Annotated in this window: 25 protein-coding genes; 24 read left to right on the forward strand and 1 reads right to left on the reverse strand. The window is 45.3% G+C overall.

Annotation, left to right across the window (positions count from 1 at the left end; genetic code table 11):
* Positions 1–186: 186 nt before the first annotated feature.
* The 11 genes from ACE4RR_RS17830 (at position 187) to rsmI (ending at position 7,656) form a co-directional block, all read left to right on the forward strand.
* Positions 187–318: a hypothetical protein gene (locus tag ACE4RR_RS17830; RefSeq protein WP_375536803.1), complete on the forward strand. Its 132-nt coding sequence runs from the start codon at positions 187–189 to the stop codon at positions 316–318.
* A gap of 270 nt (positions 319–588) precedes the next feature.
* A complete protein-coding gene (locus ACE4RR_RS17835) occupies positions 589–795 on the forward strand; it encodes a sigma factor G inhibitor Gin (protein WP_375536804.1) in 207 nt (68 codons plus the stop codon).
* Positions 796–868: 73 nt separating this feature from the next.
* Positions 869–2,332, forward strand: a complete 1,464-nt coding sequence (locus ACE4RR_RS17840) for an aminotransferase class I/II-fold pyridoxal phosphate-dependent enzyme (protein WP_375536805.1) — start codon at positions 869–871, stop codon at positions 2,330–2,332.
* The gene (tmk, locus tag ACE4RR_RS17845) at positions 2,329–2,973 is read left to right on the forward strand and encodes a dTMP kinase (RefSeq protein ID WP_375536806.1); all 645 of its coding nucleotides are present in this window, start codon (positions 2,329–2,331) and stop codon (positions 2,971–2,973) included. Before ACE4RR_RS17840 ends, tmk begins: the two co-directional genes overlap by 4 nt.
* 79 nt (positions 2,974–3,052) lie before the next feature.
* Positions 3,053–3,382, forward strand: coding sequence for a cyclic-di-AMP receptor (locus ACE4RR_RS17850; RefSeq protein ID WP_375536807.1), 330 nt, complete (start codon positions 3,053–3,055; stop codon positions 3,380–3,382).
* Positions 3,383–3,423: 41 nt separating this feature from the next.
* Positions 3,424–4,410, forward strand: coding sequence for a DNA polymerase III subunit delta' (gene holB, locus ACE4RR_RS17855; RefSeq protein WP_375536808.1), 987 nt, complete (start codon positions 3,424–3,426; stop codon positions 4,408–4,410).
* Between the two features lie 2 nt (positions 4,411–4,412).
* Positions 4,413–5,228 carry a PSP1 domain-containing protein gene (locus ACE4RR_RS17860; RefSeq protein WP_375536809.1) on the forward strand — a complete coding sequence of 272 codons (816 nt, stop codon included), beginning with the start codon at positions 4,413–4,415 and terminating at the stop codon, positions 5,226–5,228.
* Positions 5,229–5,257: 29 nt separating this feature from the next.
* Positions 5,258–5,608: a DNA replication initiation control protein YabA gene (gene yabA / locus ACE4RR_RS17865; RefSeq protein ID WP_375536810.1), complete on the forward strand. Its 351-nt coding sequence runs from the start codon at positions 5,258–5,260 to the stop codon at positions 5,606–5,608.
* Positions 5,609–5,790: 182 nt separating this feature from the next.
* On the forward strand, positions 5,791–6,522 hold the full coding sequence (locus tag ACE4RR_RS17870; protein WP_375536856.1) for a tRNA1(Val) (adenine(37)-N6)-methyltransferase: 732 nt from the start codon (positions 5,791–5,793) through the stop codon (positions 6,520–6,522).
* Positions 6,509–6,787, forward strand: coding sequence for a GIY-YIG nuclease family protein (locus tag ACE4RR_RS17875; RefSeq protein ID WP_375536857.1), 279 nt, complete (start codon positions 6,509–6,511; stop codon positions 6,785–6,787). The genes ACE4RR_RS17870 and ACE4RR_RS17875 overlap by 14 nt, the downstream gene beginning before the upstream one ends.
* Positions 6,784–7,656 (forward strand): 16S rRNA (cytidine(1402)-2'-O)-methyltransferase, encoded by an 873-nt coding sequence (rsmI, locus tag ACE4RR_RS17880; protein ID WP_375536811.1) that lies wholly within the window; start codon positions 6,784–6,786, stop codon positions 7,654–7,656. The genes ACE4RR_RS17875 and rsmI overlap by 4 nt, the downstream gene beginning before the upstream one ends.
* Positions 7,657–7,740: 84 nt before the next feature.
* On the opposite strand, the gene ACE4RR_RS17885 is transcribed toward rsmI, so the two are convergent.
* The gene (locus tag ACE4RR_RS17885; protein ID WP_375536812.1) at positions 7,741–8,025 is read right to left on the reverse strand and encodes a transition state genes transcriptional regulator AbrB; all 285 of its coding nucleotides are present in this window, start codon (positions 8,023–8,025) and stop codon (positions 7,741–7,743) included.
* Positions 8,026–8,815: 790 nt separating this feature from the next.
* Here ACE4RR_RS17885 and metG point away from each other — a divergent pair.
* The 13 genes from metG to ACE4RR_RS17950 all read left to right on the forward strand — a co-directional run bounded on the left by metG (position 8,816) and on the right by ACE4RR_RS17950 (position 20,985).
* On the forward strand, positions 8,816–10,810 hold the full coding sequence (gene metG, locus ACE4RR_RS17890; RefSeq protein WP_375536813.1) for a methionine--tRNA ligase: 1,995 nt from the start codon (positions 8,816–8,818) through the stop codon (positions 10,808–10,810).
* A gap of 351 nt (positions 10,811–11,161) precedes the next feature.
* Positions 11,162–11,929, forward strand: a complete 768-nt coding sequence (locus ACE4RR_RS17895; RefSeq protein WP_375536814.1) for a TatD family hydrolase — start codon at positions 11,162–11,164, stop codon at positions 11,927–11,929.
* 190 nt (positions 11,930–12,119) lie between these two features.
* Complete coding sequence (gene rnmV, locus ACE4RR_RS17900) at positions 12,120–12,737, forward strand: ribonuclease M5 (protein WP_375536815.1); 618 nt, start codon at positions 12,120–12,122, stop codon at positions 12,735–12,737.
* Positions 12,691–13,569 (forward strand): 16S rRNA (adenine(1518)-N(6)/adenine(1519)-N(6))-dimethyltransferase RsmA, encoded by an 879-nt coding sequence (gene rsmA, locus ACE4RR_RS17905; RefSeq protein ID WP_375536816.1) that lies wholly within the window; start codon positions 12,691–12,693, stop codon positions 13,567–13,569. Before rnmV ends, rsmA begins: the two co-directional genes overlap by 47 nt.
* An 82-nt stretch (positions 13,570–13,651) precedes the next feature.
* Entirely contained in the window at positions 13,652–14,542 is an 891-nt protein-coding gene (gene yabG / locus ACE4RR_RS17910; protein ID WP_375536817.1) for a sporulation peptidase YabG, read from the forward strand.
* 220 nt (positions 14,543–14,762) lie between these two features.
* On the forward strand, positions 14,763–15,017 hold the full coding sequence (locus tag ACE4RR_RS17915; RefSeq protein WP_375536818.1) for a Veg family protein: 255 nt from the start codon (positions 14,763–14,765) through the stop codon (positions 15,015–15,017).
* Between the two features lie 140 nt (positions 15,018–15,157).
* Positions 15,158–15,337: a small, acid-soluble spore protein, alpha/beta type gene (locus tag ACE4RR_RS17920; RefSeq protein WP_375536819.1), complete on the forward strand. Its 180-nt coding sequence runs from the start codon at positions 15,158–15,160 to the stop codon at positions 15,335–15,337.
* 162 nt (positions 15,338–15,499) lie between these two features.
* Entirely contained in the window at positions 15,500–16,363 is an 864-nt protein-coding gene (gene ispE / locus ACE4RR_RS17925; protein WP_375536820.1) for a 4-(cytidine 5'-diphospho)-2-C-methyl-D-erythritol kinase, read from the forward strand.
* Positions 16,364–16,422: 59 nt separating this feature from the next.
* Positions 16,423–17,265: a pur operon repressor gene (gene purR / locus ACE4RR_RS17930; protein ID WP_375536821.1), complete on the forward strand. Its 843-nt coding sequence runs from the start codon at positions 16,423–16,425 to the stop codon at positions 17,263–17,265.
* Positions 17,262–17,636 carry a RidA family protein gene (locus ACE4RR_RS17935; RefSeq protein ID WP_375536822.1) on the forward strand — a complete coding sequence of 125 codons (375 nt, stop codon included), beginning with the start codon at positions 17,262–17,264 and terminating at the stop codon, positions 17,634–17,636. Before purR ends, ACE4RR_RS17935 begins: the two co-directional genes overlap by 4 nt.
* 418 nt (positions 17,637–18,054) lie before the next feature.
* On the forward strand, positions 18,055–18,348 hold the full coding sequence (gene spoVG / locus ACE4RR_RS17940) for a septation regulator SpoVG (protein WP_375536823.1): 294 nt from the start codon (positions 18,055–18,057) through the stop codon (positions 18,346–18,348).
* 283 nt (positions 18,349–18,631) lie between these two features.
* The gene (gene glmU, locus ACE4RR_RS17945; RefSeq protein ID WP_375536824.1) at positions 18,632–19,990 is read left to right on the forward strand and encodes a bifunctional UDP-N-acetylglucosamine diphosphorylase/glucosamine-1-phosphate N-acetyltransferase GlmU; all 1,359 of its coding nucleotides are present in this window, start codon (positions 18,632–18,634) and stop codon (positions 19,988–19,990) included.
* Positions 19,991–20,034: 44 nt separating this feature from the next.
* Entirely contained in the window at positions 20,035–20,985 is a 951-nt protein-coding gene (locus ACE4RR_RS17950; protein ID WP_375536825.1) for a ribose-phosphate diphosphokinase, read from the forward strand.
* Positions 20,986–21,032 lie beyond the last annotated feature (47 nt).

The raw sequence follows: 21,032 nt of genomic DNA on the forward strand, positions 1-21,032 counted from the left end.
GCACGATAGAAAAAGCCGCCAGAACTTCGAGTTCCGGCGGCTTTTTTGTATGGGCTGCCTTCTGCGTTGACTTCGAAAAGGGGGATACCTTCAAAGAGAAAGGGATAAGCTTGTGGTCCGGGGGAAACCCCACCCCGTGATGGGAAACGAGCATGGCGGGAAATCGAGAATGGGCAGGTGGAAAGAGTGAGCTTATCAGTGGAAAAGCGCACGCCATCGGTGGAAACGCACTTTCCAAGAAGTGAAAAGCTGCCCACAAACCGTGAAACGACGCCCCAATGGTGGAAAATTATTTCAAGCATGGGATATTCGAACTGAACGACGAGGGAAAGCAGCTTTCAAAGTGTGAGTTGTTCTCCCGAAGCGGGAAAAGGAAAAAGATTCATTTGTCATGTATGCACAACCCTCTCTGAAAATAGTAATAGATAAGAAGAGAAAAATAGATAAACAACACATCATTATTGACGAATAATAACTGGGAATCCCGAGATGGGGACGATCCTGCCATTTATCCAGCCTGCAAGAATAAACCTTCCCAATTTAGGAGAAACTAAGTTTCATAGGTAAATACGCGGGAGGTGAAAAAGTATGGCTATTAATAAACAAACAGCGGAAAATTGGCAGGAACTATGTGTGCTTTGTGAAGAGGAGCATCAGGAGGGAATTCACGTAGTAGACGCATTTATTTGCAAGAGCTGTGAAAGCCGCCTGCTGCAGCTTGAACCGGGAGAGACATTGTATATCCAGGCTGTCAGAAAGCTTAGAAAAATACGGGCAAAAAAATTATTATCGTGACAATAATTGCATCAGCACCAACTTTTCGTCATAATTCAAATTAGATACTTTACGCGATAAATGAGGCGACCTTATGAATCAAGATAAAATGCCGCTTCTTGGTGCGCTGCGCCGTCATATTAAGCAAAAGCCAGTTTCTTTTCATGTGCCCGGCCATAAAAATGGCCGGCTGATGCCTGACGGGGTGAAAAATTTGTTCTCGGACGCTCTTCTTCTTGACCAGACAGAGCTTTGTGGGCTTGATGACCTTCATGATCCGGCAGAAGCTATCCTGGAGGCACAGGAGCTGACAGCTTCCCTTTATGGTGCCAAACGGAGTTTTTTTCTGACAGGTGGTTCTACGTCGGGGAATCAGGCAATGATACTTGCCAGCTTTCAGCGCGGGGACCGAGTGCTCGTGCAGAGAGATGCCCATAAATCTGTGTTGAATGGACTGAGGCTCGCCGGTGTAAAACCGGTTTTTATTTTTTCAGAATATGATAGCGTTACACAGCTTCCGACCGGCCTGAATCCGAAGACTGTCCAGCAGGCTTTTTCCACTTATAGGGATGCAAAAGGACTTATTATAACATCACCAAGCTATTATGGGTGGACCGCAAAAGTCAGTGAGCTTATTGAGACCGCTCATCAGCATGGGGCGGCAGTGCTGGTGGATGAAGCACATGGCGCTCATTTCATCACAAATGAGTGTTTCCCTCCATCCTCCCTGCAGGAGGGGGTAGATGCAGCCGTACATTCTGCTCACAAGACGCTTCCGGCACTAACTATGGGAGCCTTTCTGCATGTGGGTTCTCAAAGTATGGTAGATGAAGCAAGACTAAAGGAATGTGCTGCGCTGCTTCAGTCCAGCAGTCCTTCTTACGTAATCATGGCATCCCTTGATAGTGCCAGGCATTATGCTTACCAATTGAAATGTCAGAACCGGGAAGCGTTGGAGCCGCACTTATTGCATACAAGAAATCAAATCTTAGAAGCGACAGGGCTGGAGGCTGCCACTCCTCCTTATGGTGTAAAGCAGGACTTGCTGAAACTGATACTAACAGCCCCTGCAGGGTATGATGGCTTCACGCTTCAGCGCTGTTTAGAAAAGAACGGAATTTATTCAGAACTGGCTGATACCCGTCATGTGCTGCTTTTGCTTGGACTGAGCACCGAGCCTCTCTCAGAGGAGGTGCTGGGACGACTTCAGTGTGCGGCACGGTTGCTTAAAAAGACCAAGCCTGCCGTTAATGACGAACAGGTACCATTTCAGCTGGAGGAGCTTCCTTTGATCGAAGCGGATTTGAGCTATGGTATATTTGAGCAGAAGGAAACCAAGACAATAACGCTTTCGTCAGCAATCGGGGAATATCCTGCTGTTGATATTACCCCTTATCCACCCGGTGTGCCTTTGTTTTTAAAAAACGAACAGATCGATGAAAGGAGATATTCGTTTTTGCTGCAATGGCTGAAAGGCGGGGGCAGGGCTCAGGGAATAAAAAAAGATTTTCGCGGTCATTGGTGCATAGATGTATATAAAAGGAAGGAAACTATATGAGAGAACGAGGAGTATTTGTGTCGCTTGAAGGCGGCGAAGGGGCAGGGAAAACCACTGTCGCAGAGTTGATATTTGAACTGCTGGTTGCTAAAGGATGGCGCGTCATGAAAACGCGCGAGCCTGGGGGTATTGATATTGCAGAGAAGATTCGTACCATCATTCTGGATCCGGAGCACACGGCGATGGAGGCTCGTACAGAAGCGCTGCTGTATGCAGCAGCAAGACGGCAGCACTTAATTGAAAAGGTCCTGCCTGCCCTTCAGGAAGGTTACATTGTGTTATGCGACCGATTTGTTGACAGCTCACTTGCCTATCAGGGGGCTGCGCGCGGGATAGGTATAGATGAAGTATTTTCAATTAATGCATTTGCAATTGAAAATCAAATGCCGGATTTGACCCTGCTGCTTGATATAAAGCCTGAGGATGGCATGGCAAGGATCCATGGAAATGAAAACAGAGAATATAACAGGCTTGATAGAGAGAAAATGGAATTTCATCATAAGGTATATGAGGCTTATCAGGAGATTTCTGCACGCTTTCCGGAACGTATACATAAAATAGATGCAAATCGTCCGGCAGAGGAAGTGGCAGCAGAAGTCGGGGCCGTTTTGACAGCCTATTTAGTTAAGCATTTCAAATAAATTTTCTTTTTTATCTTTTTTCCAGTAAAATAAAAAGAAAGAGATCCGCTCGGCACAGCGGAAGAAAGAAGGGGTTCAAATGAAGCTCATTGTTGCCGTTGTACAGGACAAGGACAGCAATCGGCTTTCGAACGCGCTCGTTGATGAGGATTTTCGCGCGACAAAGCTTGCTAGTACAGGGGGTTTCTTAAAAGCCGGTAATACCACCTTTTTGATTGGGGTGGAGGATAATCACATCGATCAGGTGCTGCAGATCATACAGGATAATTGTAAAGCCAGAGAGCAGCTCGTGGCGCCAGTGTCACCAATGGGCGGCAACGCAGATTCTTATGTGCCGTACCCGGTGGAAGTGCAGGTGGGCGGTGCGACCGTATTTATTTTAGAGGTGGAGCAATTTGAACAGTTTTAATCATGGTTTAATATCCAGTAAATGGTAATAGAGGGATAGCGATGAGTTGGAACGTATTGCAGGAAGAACAGCCGCTGGTCATGAACCTGCTGACGAAAAGCGTGGAAAAAAACCGTCTCGCTCACGCCTATATTTTTGAAGGCATGCGCGGTACAGGCAAAAAGGAAGCGGCGGAGCTGCTTGCGAAAAGTTTATTCTGCCGTGAGAAACAAGGTGTAAAACCGTGTGATTCCTGCGCGGAATGCCGCCGCATAGACCATGGTAATCACCCGGATGTCATGATGCTTGAAGCAGATGGGGCTTCTATTAAAAAAGCCCAGGTGGAAAGCCTTCAAAAAGAATTTACGTATAAAGGTATGGAAGCTTCCACTAAAGTGTATATCGTGGACGATGCGGACAAAATGACGGCAAGTGCTGCCAACAGTCTGCTGAAATTCTTAGAAGAGCCGGAGAGCCCTACACTGGCTCTTTTGTTGACCGAAAATGTCCACTTCCTGCTCGATACTATTATTTCACGCTCACAAAAGATAACTTTTGCACCTCCTCCACTGCAAAAACGGATCAGAATGTACACAGAACAAGGGGCGGGAGAGGCAGTTTCAGCTTTGTTAGCAAGACTTCCGGATCAGCTAGCGGAAACGTTTGCAGAAGAGAAGAAAGAGTGGATTGTACAGGGAAGAACACTAGTGATACAATTAACGGAAGAGGCGCAGAATCGCCCTCAGCAGATGCTTTTGACACTTCAGGAAAAATGGCTCGACCATTTTACGGATAGAGAAGAGCTGGACATCGGTTTGGATTTACTGCTTTTCTGGTACCGCGACATTCTGACTGTAAAAATGGAAAAGGAGGACCTTGCCTACCCGGACCAAAAAGAAAAGTTAGAACAAGCCTCCCTCCATTTGACAGAAAAGGAGGTTGCCGACCGGCTGCAGTGGATCCTGGAGGCGAAACGACGTCTCCGCGCCAATGTGAATGCCCAGCTGATGATGGAGCATTTACTGCTCCGCTTACAGGAGGGATCGTAACATTGCATGAAGTTGTAGGAGTTAGGTTTAAAAAAGCAGGGAAGATTTATTATTTCTCTCCCGGCGACCTCGACATAGAGAAAGATCAATGGGTTGTTGTCGAAACAGCCCGCGGCATTGAGTTCGGCAAAGTTGTTTTAGGCAAAAAGCAGGTCAGTGGCGAAGACGTAGTTCTTCCTTTAAAGAAAGTTCTCCGCCTTGCCAACACGAAGGACAAGCTGACAGTCGAAGAAAATAAAGAGCTTGCGGACAAAGCGTATGAAGTCTGCTCTGCGAAAATTGAAGAACATAGTCTCGACATGAAGCTTGTCGATGTAGAATATACATTCGACCGCAATAAAGTATTATTTTATTTTACTGCTGATGGCAGAATAGACTTTCGTGCCCTCGTCAAGGACTTAGCATCGGTATTCCGCACACGTATCGAACTCCGGCAGATCGGGGTAAGGGATGAAGCGAAGATGCTTGGAGGAATTGGCCCGTGCGGACGCGTTTTGTGCTGCTCCTCCTTCCTTGGAGATTTCGAGCCGGTTTCTATAAAAATGGCTAAAGATCAAAACCTTTCTTTGAACCCAGCCAAGATTTCCGGTCTTTGCGGACGGCTGATGTGCTGTCTGAAGTATGAAAATGACCACTATGAGCAGGCCAAAAAAGATCTTCCCGATATTGGAAAGAAGATCGAAACGCCTGATGGAAATGGAAAAGTTGTCGGCATTAACATTCTGGAGCGTCTGGTGGAGGTCGAGCTTCCAGAGGCAGAGCGCACCCTGGAATACAGCCTTGATGAGTTGATGGATGAAGGATTTACGGTAAGCTGAACCCGAAAGTGATTGAGGTGGGGGTGCACGTGGAAAAAAAAGAAATTTTTTCTCAGGTTATTCATATGGAAGAGAGGATTGGCGCTCTTCATGATGAACTCGGAGAATTAAAGGAGCAGCTTGCCATGCTGATCGAAGAGAACCAGGGACTCGCTCTCGAAAACCAGCATCTGCGCAAGCGTTTAGAAGAAAAAGAAGAGGTCACCCTCAAAGATGAAGAGAAGAAGAACCAAGATGCGGGCAAAATGAATGTGGGCGAAGGGTATGATAACCTTGCAAGGCTTTATCATGAAGGATTTCATATCTGCAACCTGCATTACGGCAGCTTAAGGTCTGATGGCGACTGCCTGTTCTGCCTGTCATTTTTAAATCAAAAGTGAGGAATATACAGAGCTGTTCCCGGATGCCGGGGCAGCTCTTCGTTTTTATGACACTACTTTTGATGCCGGGACTTGTGGGAATGAGCTCCTTTATTTGCTAAAATGAGGAGGAAGACAGCAGTGTATACGTGCTGCTCTTCCCTAGAAATCATTATGGTATTTTTCTGCGGCAGAAAGGAAGCATGCGAATGGGAGAACGACTCGATTACATAACGGAGGAATTACTGATTATTCAAAGCGAAGACGTTTTTTCATTTTCCATCGATGCTGTGCTGCTTGCCAGGTTTTGTTATGTTCCAAAAACGAAGGGCAGAATCGTTGATTTGTGCAGCGGCAACGGGGTGATACCGTTTGTATTAACACAGAGAAGCTCAGTGCCTATTATCGGTGTCGAGCTGCAGAAGCGGCTTTGTGATATGGCTGAACGCAGTGCCGTTATAAATCAAACTGCTCCGCAGGTGTCTTTTTTAGAAAAGGATGTTCGTGAGCTCCATCTCGAGGACATTGGCGGTGCTGCAGATCTGGTTACCTGCAATCCGCCTTATTTTGCAACACCGGGGAGAAATGAAGAGAATAATAACCCTTATTTATTAAAGGCGAGGCACGAAAGAAACGGAGTTCTCCTCGATTTTGTTCGTACAGCGAGCCAATCGGTCAAGGAAAAAGGAAAAGTGGCTATGGTGCTTCGTCCTGAGCGTCTGCTTGAGCTGATGAACGCGTTCCGAACGTTTCGTATTGAGCCAAAGCGGATGAAGTGTGTGCATCCGAAGTCTTCTAAAGAAGCAAATATGATCCTGCTCGAAGGAATAAAATGCGGCAAAAAGGGAATGTCCATCCTTCCGCCATTAGTGGTGTATCATGAAAATGGATCGTACACAAAGGAGTTTAGGCAGTATTATGATGGAGAAAACTGAGCATTACGTGTATGTATTGGAGTGTGCCGACGGTTCTTATTATACCGGCTATACGAATGACATAGAAAAACGACTGTCTGTTCATGAATCTGGAAAAGGGGCAAAATATACGAGAGGCCGCGGACCGTTTAAACTGATCTATCAACAAGGGTATACTACAAAAAAGGAAGCACTGCAGGCAGAATATATGATGAAGCAGCTGTCGCGCGCTGCTAAGAAAGCATTGATATCTCAAGTAACTATCAAAGGAGAGAGCGGCCTATGAAGCAGCAGAAGAGCTTTCAGAAGCAGGATGAGATAGGATCGCTCTATCTTATTCCGACCCCGATCGGAAATCTTGAGGATATGACGTTTCGTGCTGTCCGCCTCTTAAATGAAGTGGATACAATTTTTGCTGAGGATACACGGCAGACGAGAAAGCTGTGCACGCATTTCGACATAACGGCTCCTATGGACAGCTATCATGAACATAATAAAGAGATAAAGGAAGAAAAAATGATTGCCCTTATGCTGCAGGGCAAAAATATTGCGCTTGTCAGCGATGCCGGCATGCCGCTCCTTTCTGATCCCGGCCGTGAAATCGTGCAGCGCTGTATAAAAGAGAATGTGCCGGTAATTCCTCTCCCTGGTGCCAATGCTGCTTTAACGTCTCTTTCTGCTTCCGGACTGGGGGGCGGCCCCTTTTATTTTTACGGATTTTTACCGAGAAAGAAAAAAGAACGCGGATTGGTGCTAGAGGAGCTTTCTTACATGGAAGCCCCGCTGATTTTTTATGAAGCACCTCACCGGCTGAAAGAAACTGTAAAGCATGCAGCTGAAGTGTGGGGAGAGCGGAAGGCGGTGCTTGCAAGAGAGCTGACAAAAAAATACGAAGAGTTCCTGCGCGGCACACTTCCGGAAATTAAGGATTACCTGGATGTGAATCAAATAAAAGGAGAATGCTGCTTGATTGTTGAGGGAGGCAGTGCCGATGGGCAGGAAAAAACGCCATGGTGGGAGGAATTCGACATCTCTTCCCACGTCAATGCCTACATGAAGGGCGGAATGTCCTCGAAAGAAGCGATTAAGCTTGCGGCGAAAGACCGGGGGGTTCCGAAACGGGAAGTGTACGCTGTTTACCACGAAATAGAATAAAAAGGCGAGCCGCTACTGAGAGGGCCCGTCCTTTCTTATGATATTGGAAAGTGCAGTACTTGCCTGCGGCTTCACACTTCCTATCTAGCTCTGTTTTGTTACGTATTGTTGGAGATCCTTTAGAATATTTTCTGCGCCTTCAGGGGAAAGAATAATCTTCCCGTCCGCAAGGGAAAGGTTGTCGTCAGATACTTCACCGGTGACCTGACAGGTCATGTTAGGCTTGTACTTTTTCAGTACAATCCGATCGTTATCAACATAAATTTCAAGTGCATCCTTTTCCGCAATGTCCAGCGTGCGTCGAAGTTCAATTGGAATGACAACGCGGCCAAGCTCGTCTACCTTACGTACGATACCTGTAGATTTCATCGTGGTTCCTCCTTAAATTTAAAAGCAAAATTCGACAAAATTTTCTCTCTCTCTGAACCTAGAATACCAATCTTTGCAAATCACGTCAATTCTTTTCAGTTAAAATCACTGAGAAACTTTGAAAAATTTTCTATTTGTACATGAAACCTGTCATATAAGGAATGAAAAGGGTTTATCTTACTTTAATATATAGAGAAATGCTTAAGATGACAAGGGAAAATTCGATTTAATGAACATAGTTATATTTTAAAACGAATAACCGTGTAACAAAATGTCGAAAAATAAAAATAAAAATAAAAATGTAGAAATATGTTGAATTAAAACAAAGGTTCGTATCATATTTTTAGAGGGGAATTTTTAATACTGCAATTTGTAGATACTTATGATGTTCTTATACCTTGCGGAGCCAATCTTGACACAGGTTTTCGCCTTCGTTATAGTCATAAGGAGAATACTTAAATACTTTTTTCCGATGAAGGGATAAGTAAAAAGAACGCCTGGTCCAGAGAACCGGAATGGTGGAAACCGGTACAGTGAGCGCTTTTGAACATGGTCCCGGGAGGAATTTTCTTTCGAGCAGCCTGTGAGAAGGGAACGTACTCTGCGTTAAAGAGCAGCGTGAACCCGGCCGCTATAGGATCAGATCAGTAAGCGACTGGAAGCAATGAGCTCCGTCCTGTAATAAGACGGAGAAATTTGGGTGGTACCGCGTGAGTTATACTCTCGTCCCTTGTCAGGATGAGGGTTTTTTATATTGTTATCACTTAGTTTACACCTGGAGGAATGTAATATGGAAGAAAGAAAAAATACGTTTTATTTAACAACTCCTATTTATTACCCGAGCGATAAATTGCATATCGGCCATGCCTATACGACGGTTGCTGGTGATGCAATGGCACGCTACAAACGGTTGAGAGGCTTTGATGTCCGCTATTTAACCGGCACCGATGAGCACGGTCAGAAAATTGAAAGAAAAGCAGCAGAGAAAGGGATATCTCCGCAGAAGTTTGTGGACGATATAGTGGATGGCATAAAGCAGCTCTGGGATAAGCTCGACATTTCGTATGATGATTTTATCCGGACTACTGAGAAACGCCATAAAAAAGCAGTGCAGATTATTTTTGAAAAACTGAAGGAAAACGGCGATATTTATCTTGATGAATACGAAGGCTGGTATTCAGTGCCGGATGAAACGTTCTATACCGAAAGGCAGCTCGAGGATCCTGTTTATGATGGTGAAAAAATTGTCGGAGGAAAAAGTCCGGACAGCGGGCACCCGGTAGAATGGGTCAGGGAAAAGTCTTATTTTTTCCGGATGAGTAAATATGCGGACCGGCTGTTGAAATACTATGAGGAAAACCCTGAATTCATCCAGCCCGAATCACGGAAGAATGAAATGATTAATAACTTCATCAAGCCGGGACTGGAAGATTTAGCTGTTTCACGGACCGCGTTTACTTGGGGAGTCCCAATTAATAGTGATCCGGAACACGTCATATACGTGTGGATTGATGCGTTGTCCAACTATATTACCGCGCTTGGGTACAGCTCAGAAAATGATGAAGCCTATAAAAACTACTGGCCAGCCGATGTTCATTTAGTCGGAAAAGAAATTGTCCGCTTTCACACGATTTATTGGCCGATTATGCTGATGGCGCTTGATCAGCCTCTTCCGAAAAAAGTGTTTGGCCACGGATGGCTGTTGATGAAAGACGGAAAAATGTCGAAATCAAAAGGAAATGTTGTCGATCCAGTGCCACTAATTGAACGGTACGGCCTCGATGCCCTCCGTTACTATCTGCTTCGTGAAGTACCATTTGGTTCGGATGGCGTTTTCACACCGGAAGGGTTTGTCGACCGTCTTAATTATGACCTCGCCAACGATCTCGGTAACCTGTTGAACCGGACAGTGGCCATGGTCAACAAGTACTGCGGGGGCAGGCTTCCGGCTTATGAAAGAGACGGCACCCCATATGATGCTTCGCTCGTTGATCTAGTGGATGCTACTGTGGTTAAGGTCGAAAACGCGATGGAGGATATGGAATTCTCTGTGGCCCTGACTGCAATATGGCAGCTGATCAGCCGCACCAATAAGTATATTGATGAAACCCAGCCGTGGATGCTCGCGCGAGCCGAAGAAAGCAGCGTCCAGCTGAATGCGGTAATGTACCATTTAACCGAATCTCTTCGTTATATTTCGATTATGATTCAGCCATTTATGACAAAAACCCCTCAAAAAATCTGGGAACAGCTTGGATTATCAGAGGATGTCACCGGCTGGGAATCAATGCGCAGCTTCGGCCAGACAAAGGAAGGAACCACCGTTGCGAAAAAAGGCACACCGTTATTCCCGCGCCTTGAAGTAGAGGACGAAGTTGCAAATATTATTAAAGACATGGGCGGTACAGTAAAAACAGAAAATGAACAGCAGGAAGAAGAAGAAGCTACTACAGAGGATCAGCTGGAAATAACGATAGACGACTTCTCAAAGGTAAATCTTAAAGTAGCTGAGGTACTGAAAGCGGAGCCGGTGAAAAAAACGAATAAGCTTCTAAAAATCAAGCTCGATCTTGGCTATGAGCAGCGCCAGGTAGTGTCTGGAATTGCAGAATATTATAACCCGGACGAGTTAGTAGGGAAAAAAGTGATCTGTGTGACCAACCTGAAGCCTGTAAAATTACGCGGCGAGTTGTCTGAAGGCATGATTCTCGCTGCCTCTAAAGGAAAGAATCTGACGCTCGCAACTATTGATGCCGAGCTCCCCAATGGATCAGACGTAAATTAAATACCCGCTCATAAAGGGATGGCCGCCGCCGATTGAAAAATGGCGGCCCTTTCTTTAAAAAAACATACGCTGCAGGCGGAATGAGATCCGTTATTTTATAAAATGTCGCTCTTTTTGAGGGGTTGACGGACATCAGGTACTCTATTTGCCATAATGGCGGGGAATATGGCATTCTTTTTGGCCATTAAAAGAACCGATCCGGCAGAACCATAAAATGAGGCTGTTTGGAGCGAATAACGGCCAGAGTCCGCAGACCCCGCATAACCAGCTGTTCCTGCCCGACAGTTCTTTGCCGAATTGTTATGCTTTTCTTCTATATTATTTTTATATATTGAAAGGGTGCAGTATTCCATGTTATTTGATACACATGTGCATTTAAATGCAGATCAATTCGAGGACGATGTTGACGAAGTGATTGAACGAGCTAAAAGTGAAGGCATCGAATGGATGAATTGTATCGGTTTTGACCGGAAAACTATAAAAAGAGCGGTGGAGCTTGCTGAGAAGTATGAATTTATTTACGCTTCTGTAGGCTGGCACCCTGTCGATGCAGTAGATATGACCGAGGAAGACCTGCAATGGATCGAAGAACTCGCCGGACATCCCAAGGTGGTGGCATTAGGGGAGATGGGTCTCGATTATCATTGGGATAAGTCACCAAAGGACGTGCAAAAGGAAGTATTTCGAAAGCAAATTCATTTGGCTAAAAAAGTAAAGCTTCCCATTATCATTCACAATAGGGACGCAGACCAGGATATTGTCGATTTGTTAAAGGAAGAGCACGCCGAAGACGTAGGCGGTATTATGCACTGTTTTGGCGGGAGTCTCGAAATTGCGAAAGAATGCATGAAAATGAATTTTTATATATCATTTGGCGGACCGGTTACGTTTAAAAATGCAAAACGGCCGAAGCAGGTGGCCAAAGAGATTCCAATGGATAAACTGCTTGTGGAAACAGACTGCCCTTTTCTGGCGCCGCATCCTTACCGGGGAAAACGCAATGAACCTTCTTATGTAAAGCTGGTGGCAGAACAGATTGCAGAGTTAAAAGAGCTCTCCTTAGAAGAAATTGCCCAGCAGACCACAGCGAATGCCAATAAGCTATTTTGCATCACTTGACTGCAGCTGTTGTTGAAAATAGTCTAAAGCTGTCGATGGGTAAGACCGTTCAAGTAAAAGTATTTGTTTAAACAGGATATAAATTAGCGCGGAGAGCGGCCGGCCTTTCTTACCAGCCGTTCTCCGCTTTTTTCTGTTCTGCAAACGTAGTATAATGACTTTTTGAATAGACAGGAGGGCAGACAAGGCTATGTTAAAAATACAAGAATTCATAGTCGTAGAAGGAAAAGATGACACTGCCGCGGTGAAACGAGCTGTGGAAGCAGATACTATTGAGACAAACGGCTCGGCGATTGGAGAAAGTGTATTGAAAAGGGTCGCCCTTGCACAGGAAAGGCGCGGGGTCATTATATTCACAGACCCGGACTTACCCGGTGAGCGAATTCGCAGAATTGTCAGTGAAAAGGTACCGGGCTGCAAGCACGCTTTTTTAACAAAACAACAGGCGCTGTCTCCTGCAAAGGATAATCTTGGCATTGAGAATGCCTCTCCTGAAGCTATTCAACGGGCTCTGCTTGAAGTCAGAGAAGAACGTCTGCAGGAAGCGCTTCCGCTGCATGAACTAGTGACAAAGGAAGATCTGATTGATGCAGGAATGCTGGCAGGGACACATTCGCGGATTCGGCGTGAAAAAATGGGAGAACGTTTAAATATCGGGTATGCAAACGGTAAGCAATTTTTAAAAAGACTGCACACGTTTGCAATACATCGGCGGGAATTCGCAGCCGCGATGAAAGAGGTACTTGAGGAGGAGCAGCGACGTGGTAAAAGATATAGCAACACCGATTCGAACAAAAGCAATTCTTGAAAAACACGGTTTTTCCTTTAAAAAAAGTCTTGGACAAAATTTTCTTATCGATGTGAATGTTTTAAAAAATATAGTGGAAGTTACCGGTATGGGTGAAAAGGATGGAATTATCGAAATTGGGCCGGGCATCGGCGCATTGACTGAGCAGCTCGCACGACGCGTGCAACAGGTGGAAGCATACGAAATTGACGGACGGCTTCTTCCGATACTATCCGATACGCTGGCTTCCTATCCGAACGTCCATATTCATCATCAGGATGTTCTAAAAGCAAACATTAAAAAAATGGTGGAAGAAAGAATGATTGATGTAAAGGAGATCGCTGTTGCAGGAAATCTGCCTTATTATGTCACGACACCTATACTCATGCAGCTCCTGGAAGAGCGCCTTCCTGTGAAACGAATCGTCGCGATGATGCAAAAAGAAGTGGCTGATCGGATTACTGCAGGTCCTGGAACCAAAGAATATGGTTCGCTATCAATAGCCGCTCAATTTTATGCAGAAGCAACGAAGGAAATCATCGTGCCTAAGACCGTTTTTATGCCGAAGCCAAACGTAGATTCTGCCATTATTAAGCTTGAAATCAGGGAGCAGCCGCCGGTAGAGCTTGCAGATGAACGATTTTTCTTTCAAGTGGTCCGCGCCTCGTTTTCGATGCGGCGAAAAACTATCTGGAATAACCTACAGCACAATCTGGTTGAAAAGGAGAAAAAGGAAACACTGCGCTCTGCATTTTCAGAGACCGGGATTGACCCGCAGCGCAGAGGTGAAACTCTCAGCATGGAGGAGTTTGCACGGTTGTCGAGCTGTCTTTACAGGCTTATTTTTGAATAAAACGTCATGTTTTCCACTGTTCGCGCATAGGCTCTAGAACAGTGTTTTTTTATGCTTAGGTGTTGAGCAGAGAGGAGGAGCCATGGAGTTTAATGTTGGAGATCTTGTCACGCGATCCTCCTATGACAGTGATATCGTCTTTCGCATTACGGCCATCAACAAAGGCGAGGCAGAGCTTGCCGGCGAAGAACTCAGGCTTGCCGCAGATGCTCCGCTTGAGGACTTAATCAAGCTCCCGGATCAAGAACGCAAAGATCTGCAGAAGCGCTCACGTGAAAAGGAGGAAGTCAGCTATCGGCTCTTTCGGCAGGAAGCGAAACTGATGAAAGAACGAAATAGGTATGAAACCTCTGACGGCTACAAGGAAGATACATCTTATTTTGAAATGAGAGGACGTGTCCTTCATTTGGACGGCGATCCCCATTATCTTGAAAAATGCACGATGTTGTACGAACGTCTCGGTATTCCCGTCTACGGGGTCCACCTGCCTGAAAAAGAAATGCCCGCACAAGTCGCTTCTCTAATACACATTGTCCGTCCTGATATATTAGTTATTACAGGTCATGACGCTTACCAGCCCTCACGCGGACCGGAAAACGAACTAAAAGCCTATCGTCACTCAAAAGCATTCGGGCAGGCAGTCCGCGAAGCGAGAAACATCGTTCCCCAGCTCGATCAATTAATTATTTTTGCCGGTGCCTGTCAATCCTATTTTGAATGGCTGTTAAAGGCCGGCTCAAACTTTGCAAGCTCCCCTGATCGTGTAAACATTCATGCGCTTGACCCCGTTTATATTGCAGCGAAGCTTAGTCTGACTCCGTTTATGGACCGTGTCAGTGTTCTGCAGATACTCCACCACACCCTGACAGGGCGTGAAGGTCTTGGAGGCATTGAAACAAAAGGTGTGATGCGAAGAGGCCTGCCATGGAAACAAGAAGGAATATCATTTTCCAATTCCCCAAACGATGAATGAAAAGTTAAGGTTTGCGTATACTAATGCGAGCGCCAGCTGAATAATCGTGCTCGCATAATGGCAGTTGAGAAAATGAACAAGCCTCTCACTTAAAATTTTTATCGTATTTTAATGTTTTCAGGTTGACAAGAAAATCAAAACATTGATATAATTAAAAACTTTATTTGACAATCGTGGGCAGGGATGTTATTATTGAATCTGAGTGAGGTGGGTCTGACATATGGGAAAAACGCTGGTTGAAATCAAACAAGCACTAGATGCCAAAGTTGGAAAACGTGTCACGGTTGTAGCAAACGGAGGCCGCAGAAAGACCATTGAACGATCTGGCTTTCTTGAAGAAACATATCCTTCCGTTTTTATTGTTAAGTTAGACAGGGACAAGCATCCTGTCGAACGTATATCTTATAGTTACACAGATGTACTCACCAAGACGGTACAGCTGACTCTTCTTGAAGAAGAGGAACTGCAGGCTTAATTTATAGTTGGAGATCCGTTCCATAAACGGTGTGAATTAGCTTTCTGTTCTTTAGGACAGAGAGCTATATTTATTTTACGCGGGGTTATGCTAAGAATGCCCCGTAAAACGAATACGTTCATTCCGGGAGATGGTGGAAGATGAGTCGCAGACGAGGCATAATGTCAGATCATCTAAAAGAGGAGATTGCAAAAGAACTTGGTTTTTATGATACCGTGCAAAAAGAAGGCTGGGGCGGGATAAAATCAAGAGATGCCGGCAACATGGTAAAGCGTGCAATAGAGATTGCGGAACAACAGATGATGAATCAAAACAAATAACATGCAGTAAATTTTTGCGGGGGGGCATCCGGATGTATTTCCGGGTGCTTTTTTACGCTGCGTAATGTGATTTTCGTAAACCTGTACAGAAACGCAAATTTCGACTAAAATGTACAGAGATAATTCGCCACTCTAATACGGAGCAATGAAGGAGAATGAAAGGTGAAACGGACGATCAACGCACCTGCAAAAATTAATTTATCGTTGGATGTTCTAGGAAAGCGTGATGACGGCTACCATGAAGTGTCCATGGTTATGACGCAAGTGGACCTTGCAGACAGAATTGAATTGACCCTGCTCGAAGATAACGTAATTAAGATTGATATGTCAGAGGGCTTTCTGCCATCGGATCACCGAAATCTTGCCCATCAGGCAGCTTCTCTTCTTCAGAAGCGTTTTCAAGTAGATGCCGGTGTTCATATTTTTATACATAAACAAATCCCCGTTGCTGCAGGAATGGCAGGAGGCAGCAGTGATGCCGCAGCTACTTTAAATGGGTTGAACGAACTTTGGGGCTTACATCTCTCGACCCGGGAACTTGCAGAGCTTGGTTCTGAAATTGGATCGGACGTTTCGTTTTGTGTATATGGCGGCACGGCCCTGGCTACAGGGAGAGGTGAAATCATTCAGCCAATCGCCTCCCCGCCGCCATGTTGGGTCATCCTGGCGAAGCCTCCAATTGGAGTGGCCACCGGCGAAGTGTATAAAAGGCTGAAGCCAAATGACTCACGCACTGGTAAATCAGACCAGATAGCTGAAGCCATTGAACGCCAGGATTACCATGCCATCTGCGAAAACCTTTACAATGCACTTGAAGAAGTAACACTGCAGATGCATCCGGAAGTCAGCCGGATCAAAGAACGAATGCTCGCCTCCGGAGCGGATGCCTCTTTAATGAGCGGCAGCGGTCCCACCGTATTTGGTCTTGTAAAAAAAGAGGCAAGAGTTCATCGTGTTTACAATGCACTGCGGGGATTCTGCGAACAAGTATTTGCCGTCAGGCTTATCACAGAGAAGAAACCTTGAAAAAAACCGTATAAAAATGGTATATTTCATATACATTATTCGGATTTACGGAGGTTTTCATGAAAAAGATAAAACGAAGCGGCAGGCTGGTAGATATGACCTACTTTTTAATCCAGCGCCCTCATCAGCTTGTCTCCCTCAGTTATTTTTCAGAACGGTATCAATCAGCTAAATCTTCGATCAGCGAAGACTTAACGATTGTAAAGGAAATATTTGAATCCCAGGGGATTGGTTCACTGTTAACGACCGCCGGAGCAAGCGGAGGCGTGAAATACGTACCGATGGTCAATGAACAAGAGGGCAGGCAGCTGGTGAAAGAATTGTGCGAAAAGCTTGAGGATAAAGAACGGCTGCTTCCAGGCGGATATTTATATATGATGGACATACTAGGAAGGCCAAAGCACCTGAACGAAATCGGCCGCTTATTTGCCGCTGTGTTTTCCCAGCAGAAAATTGACGCGGTCATGACCGTCGCGATGAAGGGCATCCCGCTCGCTTATGCAATCGCTTCCCACCTTGACGTGCCGGTCAGTATCGTCCGCAGGGACCACCGTGTGACAGAAGGGTCGATGGTGAGCATTAATTACGTCTCCGGCTCCGCAAAGCGTATACAAACGATGTCACTCGCCAGAAGAAGTCTGCCGGAAGGATCGAATGTGCTGATTGTCGATGACTTCATGAAAGCGGGCGGAACGGCAAGAGGTATGATGGACCTTCTGGCGGAATTTAAAGCGAACGTTGTAGGAATCGGTGTTCTCGTTGAAGCCCAGGATGTGGAGGAACGCCTCGTTGATGATTACGTGTCGATCGCACGGCTCGCTGAAGTAAACCAAAAGGAAAACAGAGTTCAGGCGGTACCTGGCAATTTCTTAGATAAACTAAAAGAGGTGACACAAAAATGAAAAAAATATTTACCAATAAAGCACCAGAAGCCATCGGGCCTTATTCTCAAGGAATCATCGTTAATAATATGTTCTACAGCTCAGGACAGATTCCCCTGCTGGCAGATGGACAATTAGTAGCAGGTGGGGTTAAGGAACAAACTCACCAGGTGTTTCAAAACCTGAAAGCTGTGCTCGAGGAAGCAGGATCTTCTCTTGAAAATGTAGTAAAAGCGACAGTGTTTATTAAAAATATGGAGGAGTTCCCAGTCATCAATGAAATATACGGCGAGTACTTCAGCGAGCACCAGCCGGCTCGTTCCTGCGTAGAGGTTGCGCGTCTCCCAAAAGACGTGTTAATCGAGATTGAAGTCATTGCTCTTACTTCTTAAAAAGCAGCTAATTCAGTAACAATTTCAAGAACCTGTTATGTTGATATGAGGCCATAACAGGTTCTTTTTGCAGAGGTGGACAAGAGTTTCGTTATTCCACCAAAAAGGGCATATTTCGAGTGGCTGGCGGATATAGTGGACCTGAGAAATCATTCCCGATGCCGGCTGCTCGAAGGTTCGGGAAGCATCTAGAGTGCATACTGCTGAAACAAAAGTTCTTCACCGTGACCGTACAAATCTGCGACAAATTCTATGCATAGAAACCGATGGTAACAAGACACATATAGAATAACGGACTGAGGTCCTAAGTAATTTTTAAATTTTTCTAATTTTTTTTAGAATGGAAAGAAGGAAATACTCCCCCTGCCGTTGAAATATTAGCCAGTAGAATTTTTAACTGGAAAAAGGTGGTGAAAGAATGGAAGTAACAGACGTAAGACTCCGCCGGGTAAATACGGAAGGTCGCATGCGTGCTATCGCTTCAATAACAATCGATGGAGAGTTTGTTGTACACGACATCCGAGTCATCGATGGCAATAATGGCCTGTTTGTTGCGATGCCAAGCAAACGAACTCCGGACGGGGAGTTCAGAGACATCGCCCACCCCATTTCATCGCAAACGCGGGAAAAAATCCAAACTGCTGTTTTGGGTGAATACAAACGTCAGGGAGAATACGAAAAGCCAGAATTTGAAGAAGCAGGAGCTTCCTGAGTTCTACACGTAACCAAATTGTAATTATACTTACTTGACAGACGGACGTCTAACGGGCGGACCGTCTTGTTTTTTGCCAGTTCCGTAAAATTCCTTCCGTACTGGGCCTGTTGTGTATTCTATCCGTTGTTTATTATGCAATCGCATACATTTTTTGAATTATTTTGAAGTTCTCGTTTTTCTGGACTTAGATTATCCCGGTTCAATCTCTACGGAAGCCTTGAAATAAACCGTTGTTTAGGATATATTCGTAAGGGAAAACCGGAGATATGGAGGTTGGATAATGAAAAATCGCTACGCGGTTGTCCTTGCCGCAGGTCAAGGAACGCGAATGAAATCAGATTTATATAAAGTGCTTCATCCGGTAGGCGGCAAGCCGATGGTGGAACACGTTTTTGATCAGGTGACGAAAGCGGGCCTGAGTGAAGTAGTTGCAGTGATTGGACACGGCGCCGATGCGGTGAAAGATCATCTTGGTGAGCGTGTATCTTATGTGCTGCAGGAAGATCAGCTCGGTACGGGCCATGCCGTTTTGCAGGCGAAAGACCTGCTTGCTGATAAAGATGGCGTCACCGTCGTGCTCTGCGGGGATACGCCGTTGATTCGTGCCGAAACGATGGAAGCACTGATGGATCATCATGAAAAAACTAACGCAAAAGCGACCGTTTTGACAGCGACAGCCAATGATCCATCCGGATATGGCCGTATCATCCGGGACGAGAATAATGGAAATCTGACAAACATTGTAGAGCATAAAGATGCCACAGATAAACAACGATCGATTTCAGAAATTAACACCGGGACGTACTGCTTTGATAACAGGACGCTGTTCAACGCGCTTCAGCGTGTCGGCAATGATAATGTTCAAGGAGAATATTACCTGCCTGATGTAATCGGAATTCTAAAGCAGCAGGGGGAAACCCTATCTGCATGGCATACGCCGGACTTTGCCGAGACCATCGGGGTAAACGACAGGGTTGCACTTGCTAAGGCAGAAAAGGCATTTAAAGAAAGAGTTAATGAGTACTGGATGCGCCAGGGAGTCAGCATCATTGATCCGGACAATACATACATTTCTGCCGATTCCGAAATCGGCAGGGACACCGTCTTATACCCCGGAACGATGCTACAGGGACGGGTGAAGATTGGTGAAAGGTGTATGATAGGGCAGAACTCCGACATTTCCAATAGTGAGATCGGCAACGAGACAGAAGTACATCAGTCTGTAATTACAGACAGTCAGGTCGGCAATTCGGTAAAAATTGGTCCTTTTGCTCACATCCGTCCATCGTCTACAATTGAAGATGATGTAAAAATAGGTAATTTTGTCGAAATAAAGAAAGCTGCCTTTGGCAAAGGAAGCAAAGCCTCTCATCTGAGCTATATCGGCGATGCAGAAGTTGGTGACAATGTGAACCTCGGCTGCGGGTCGATTACCGTAAATTATGACGGGAAGCAAAAGTATTTAACAAAAATAGAAGATAATGCATTTGTCGGCTGTAACGCGAATTTAATTGCACCAGTGACGGTTGGGGAAGGGGCATATGTTGCCGCCGGCTCTACCATCACTGACGATGTTCCAGGCAAATCATTATCCATTGCACGGGCCAGACAGACAAATAAAGAAAATTATGTAAAGTAACCAGACTGATCTCATTAATTTTATTTGACGGAGGGAATATTTTCATGCCAACGTACGATGATCCATATTTGAAGGTCTTTACCTTAAATTCCAATCCTGGTTTAGCCAAAGAAATTACCAATCAAATCGGGATGGAGATAGGAAAGAGTTCAGTTAAGCGCTTCAGCGACGGAGAAGTTCAAATAAACATTGAAGAGAGCATCCGCGGCTGTGACGTATTCCTCGTACAATCAACCTCAGACCCAGCTAATGAACATCTAATGGAGCTGCTGATTATGATTGATGCGATGAAACGTGCTTCTGCAGAAACGATTAACGTCGTAATTCCATATTACGGATACGCGCGCCAGGATAGAAAAGCGCGGTCCCGGGAACCGATCACAGCTAAGCTTGTAGCAAATCTCCTTGAAACAGCCGGGGCAACTCGAATTCTAGGCCTGGATCTTCATGCAACTCAAATTCAGGGATTTTTCGATATTCCTGTCGATCAACTGCTTGGCGAACCTATTTTGTCAAAGCATTTTGCGGAGAAAGGATTAGATGACATTGTTATCGTCTCTCCAGATCACGGCGGAGTGGTCCGTGCCCGTAAAATGGCTGACCGGCTGAAGGCCCCTATCGCAATTATTGACAAACGCAGACCTCGGCCAAACGTCTCGGAAGTGATGAATATTGTGGGAACAGTCGAAAATAAGACCGCGATTATTATTGATGACATAATTGATACAGCAGGAACAATGACACTCGCTGCTGATGCCCTTCTCGAGTCTGGTGCAAAAGAAGTGTATGCTGCGAGCACCCACCCAGTGCTCTCTGGACCGGCGATTGAACGCATTCAAAATTCAAGTATTAAAGAACTGACTGTGACAAACACAATTGTACTGCCGGAAGAAAAGAAAATTGACAAGATTAAGCAGTTGTCAGTTGCGCCTTTAATGGCTGAGGCGATTATACGTGTGCATGAGCAGACATCTGTCAGCACACTTTTCGAATAAACAGCTAAAATGGTAAATGCTTGATTTTTGCATGACAAACTGGTAAA

This window comes from Alteribacillus sp. HJP-4, from assembly GCF_042139015.1.
Classification (GTDB): domain Bacteria; phylum Bacillota; class Bacilli; order Bacillales; family Marinococcaceae; genus JBHIKY01.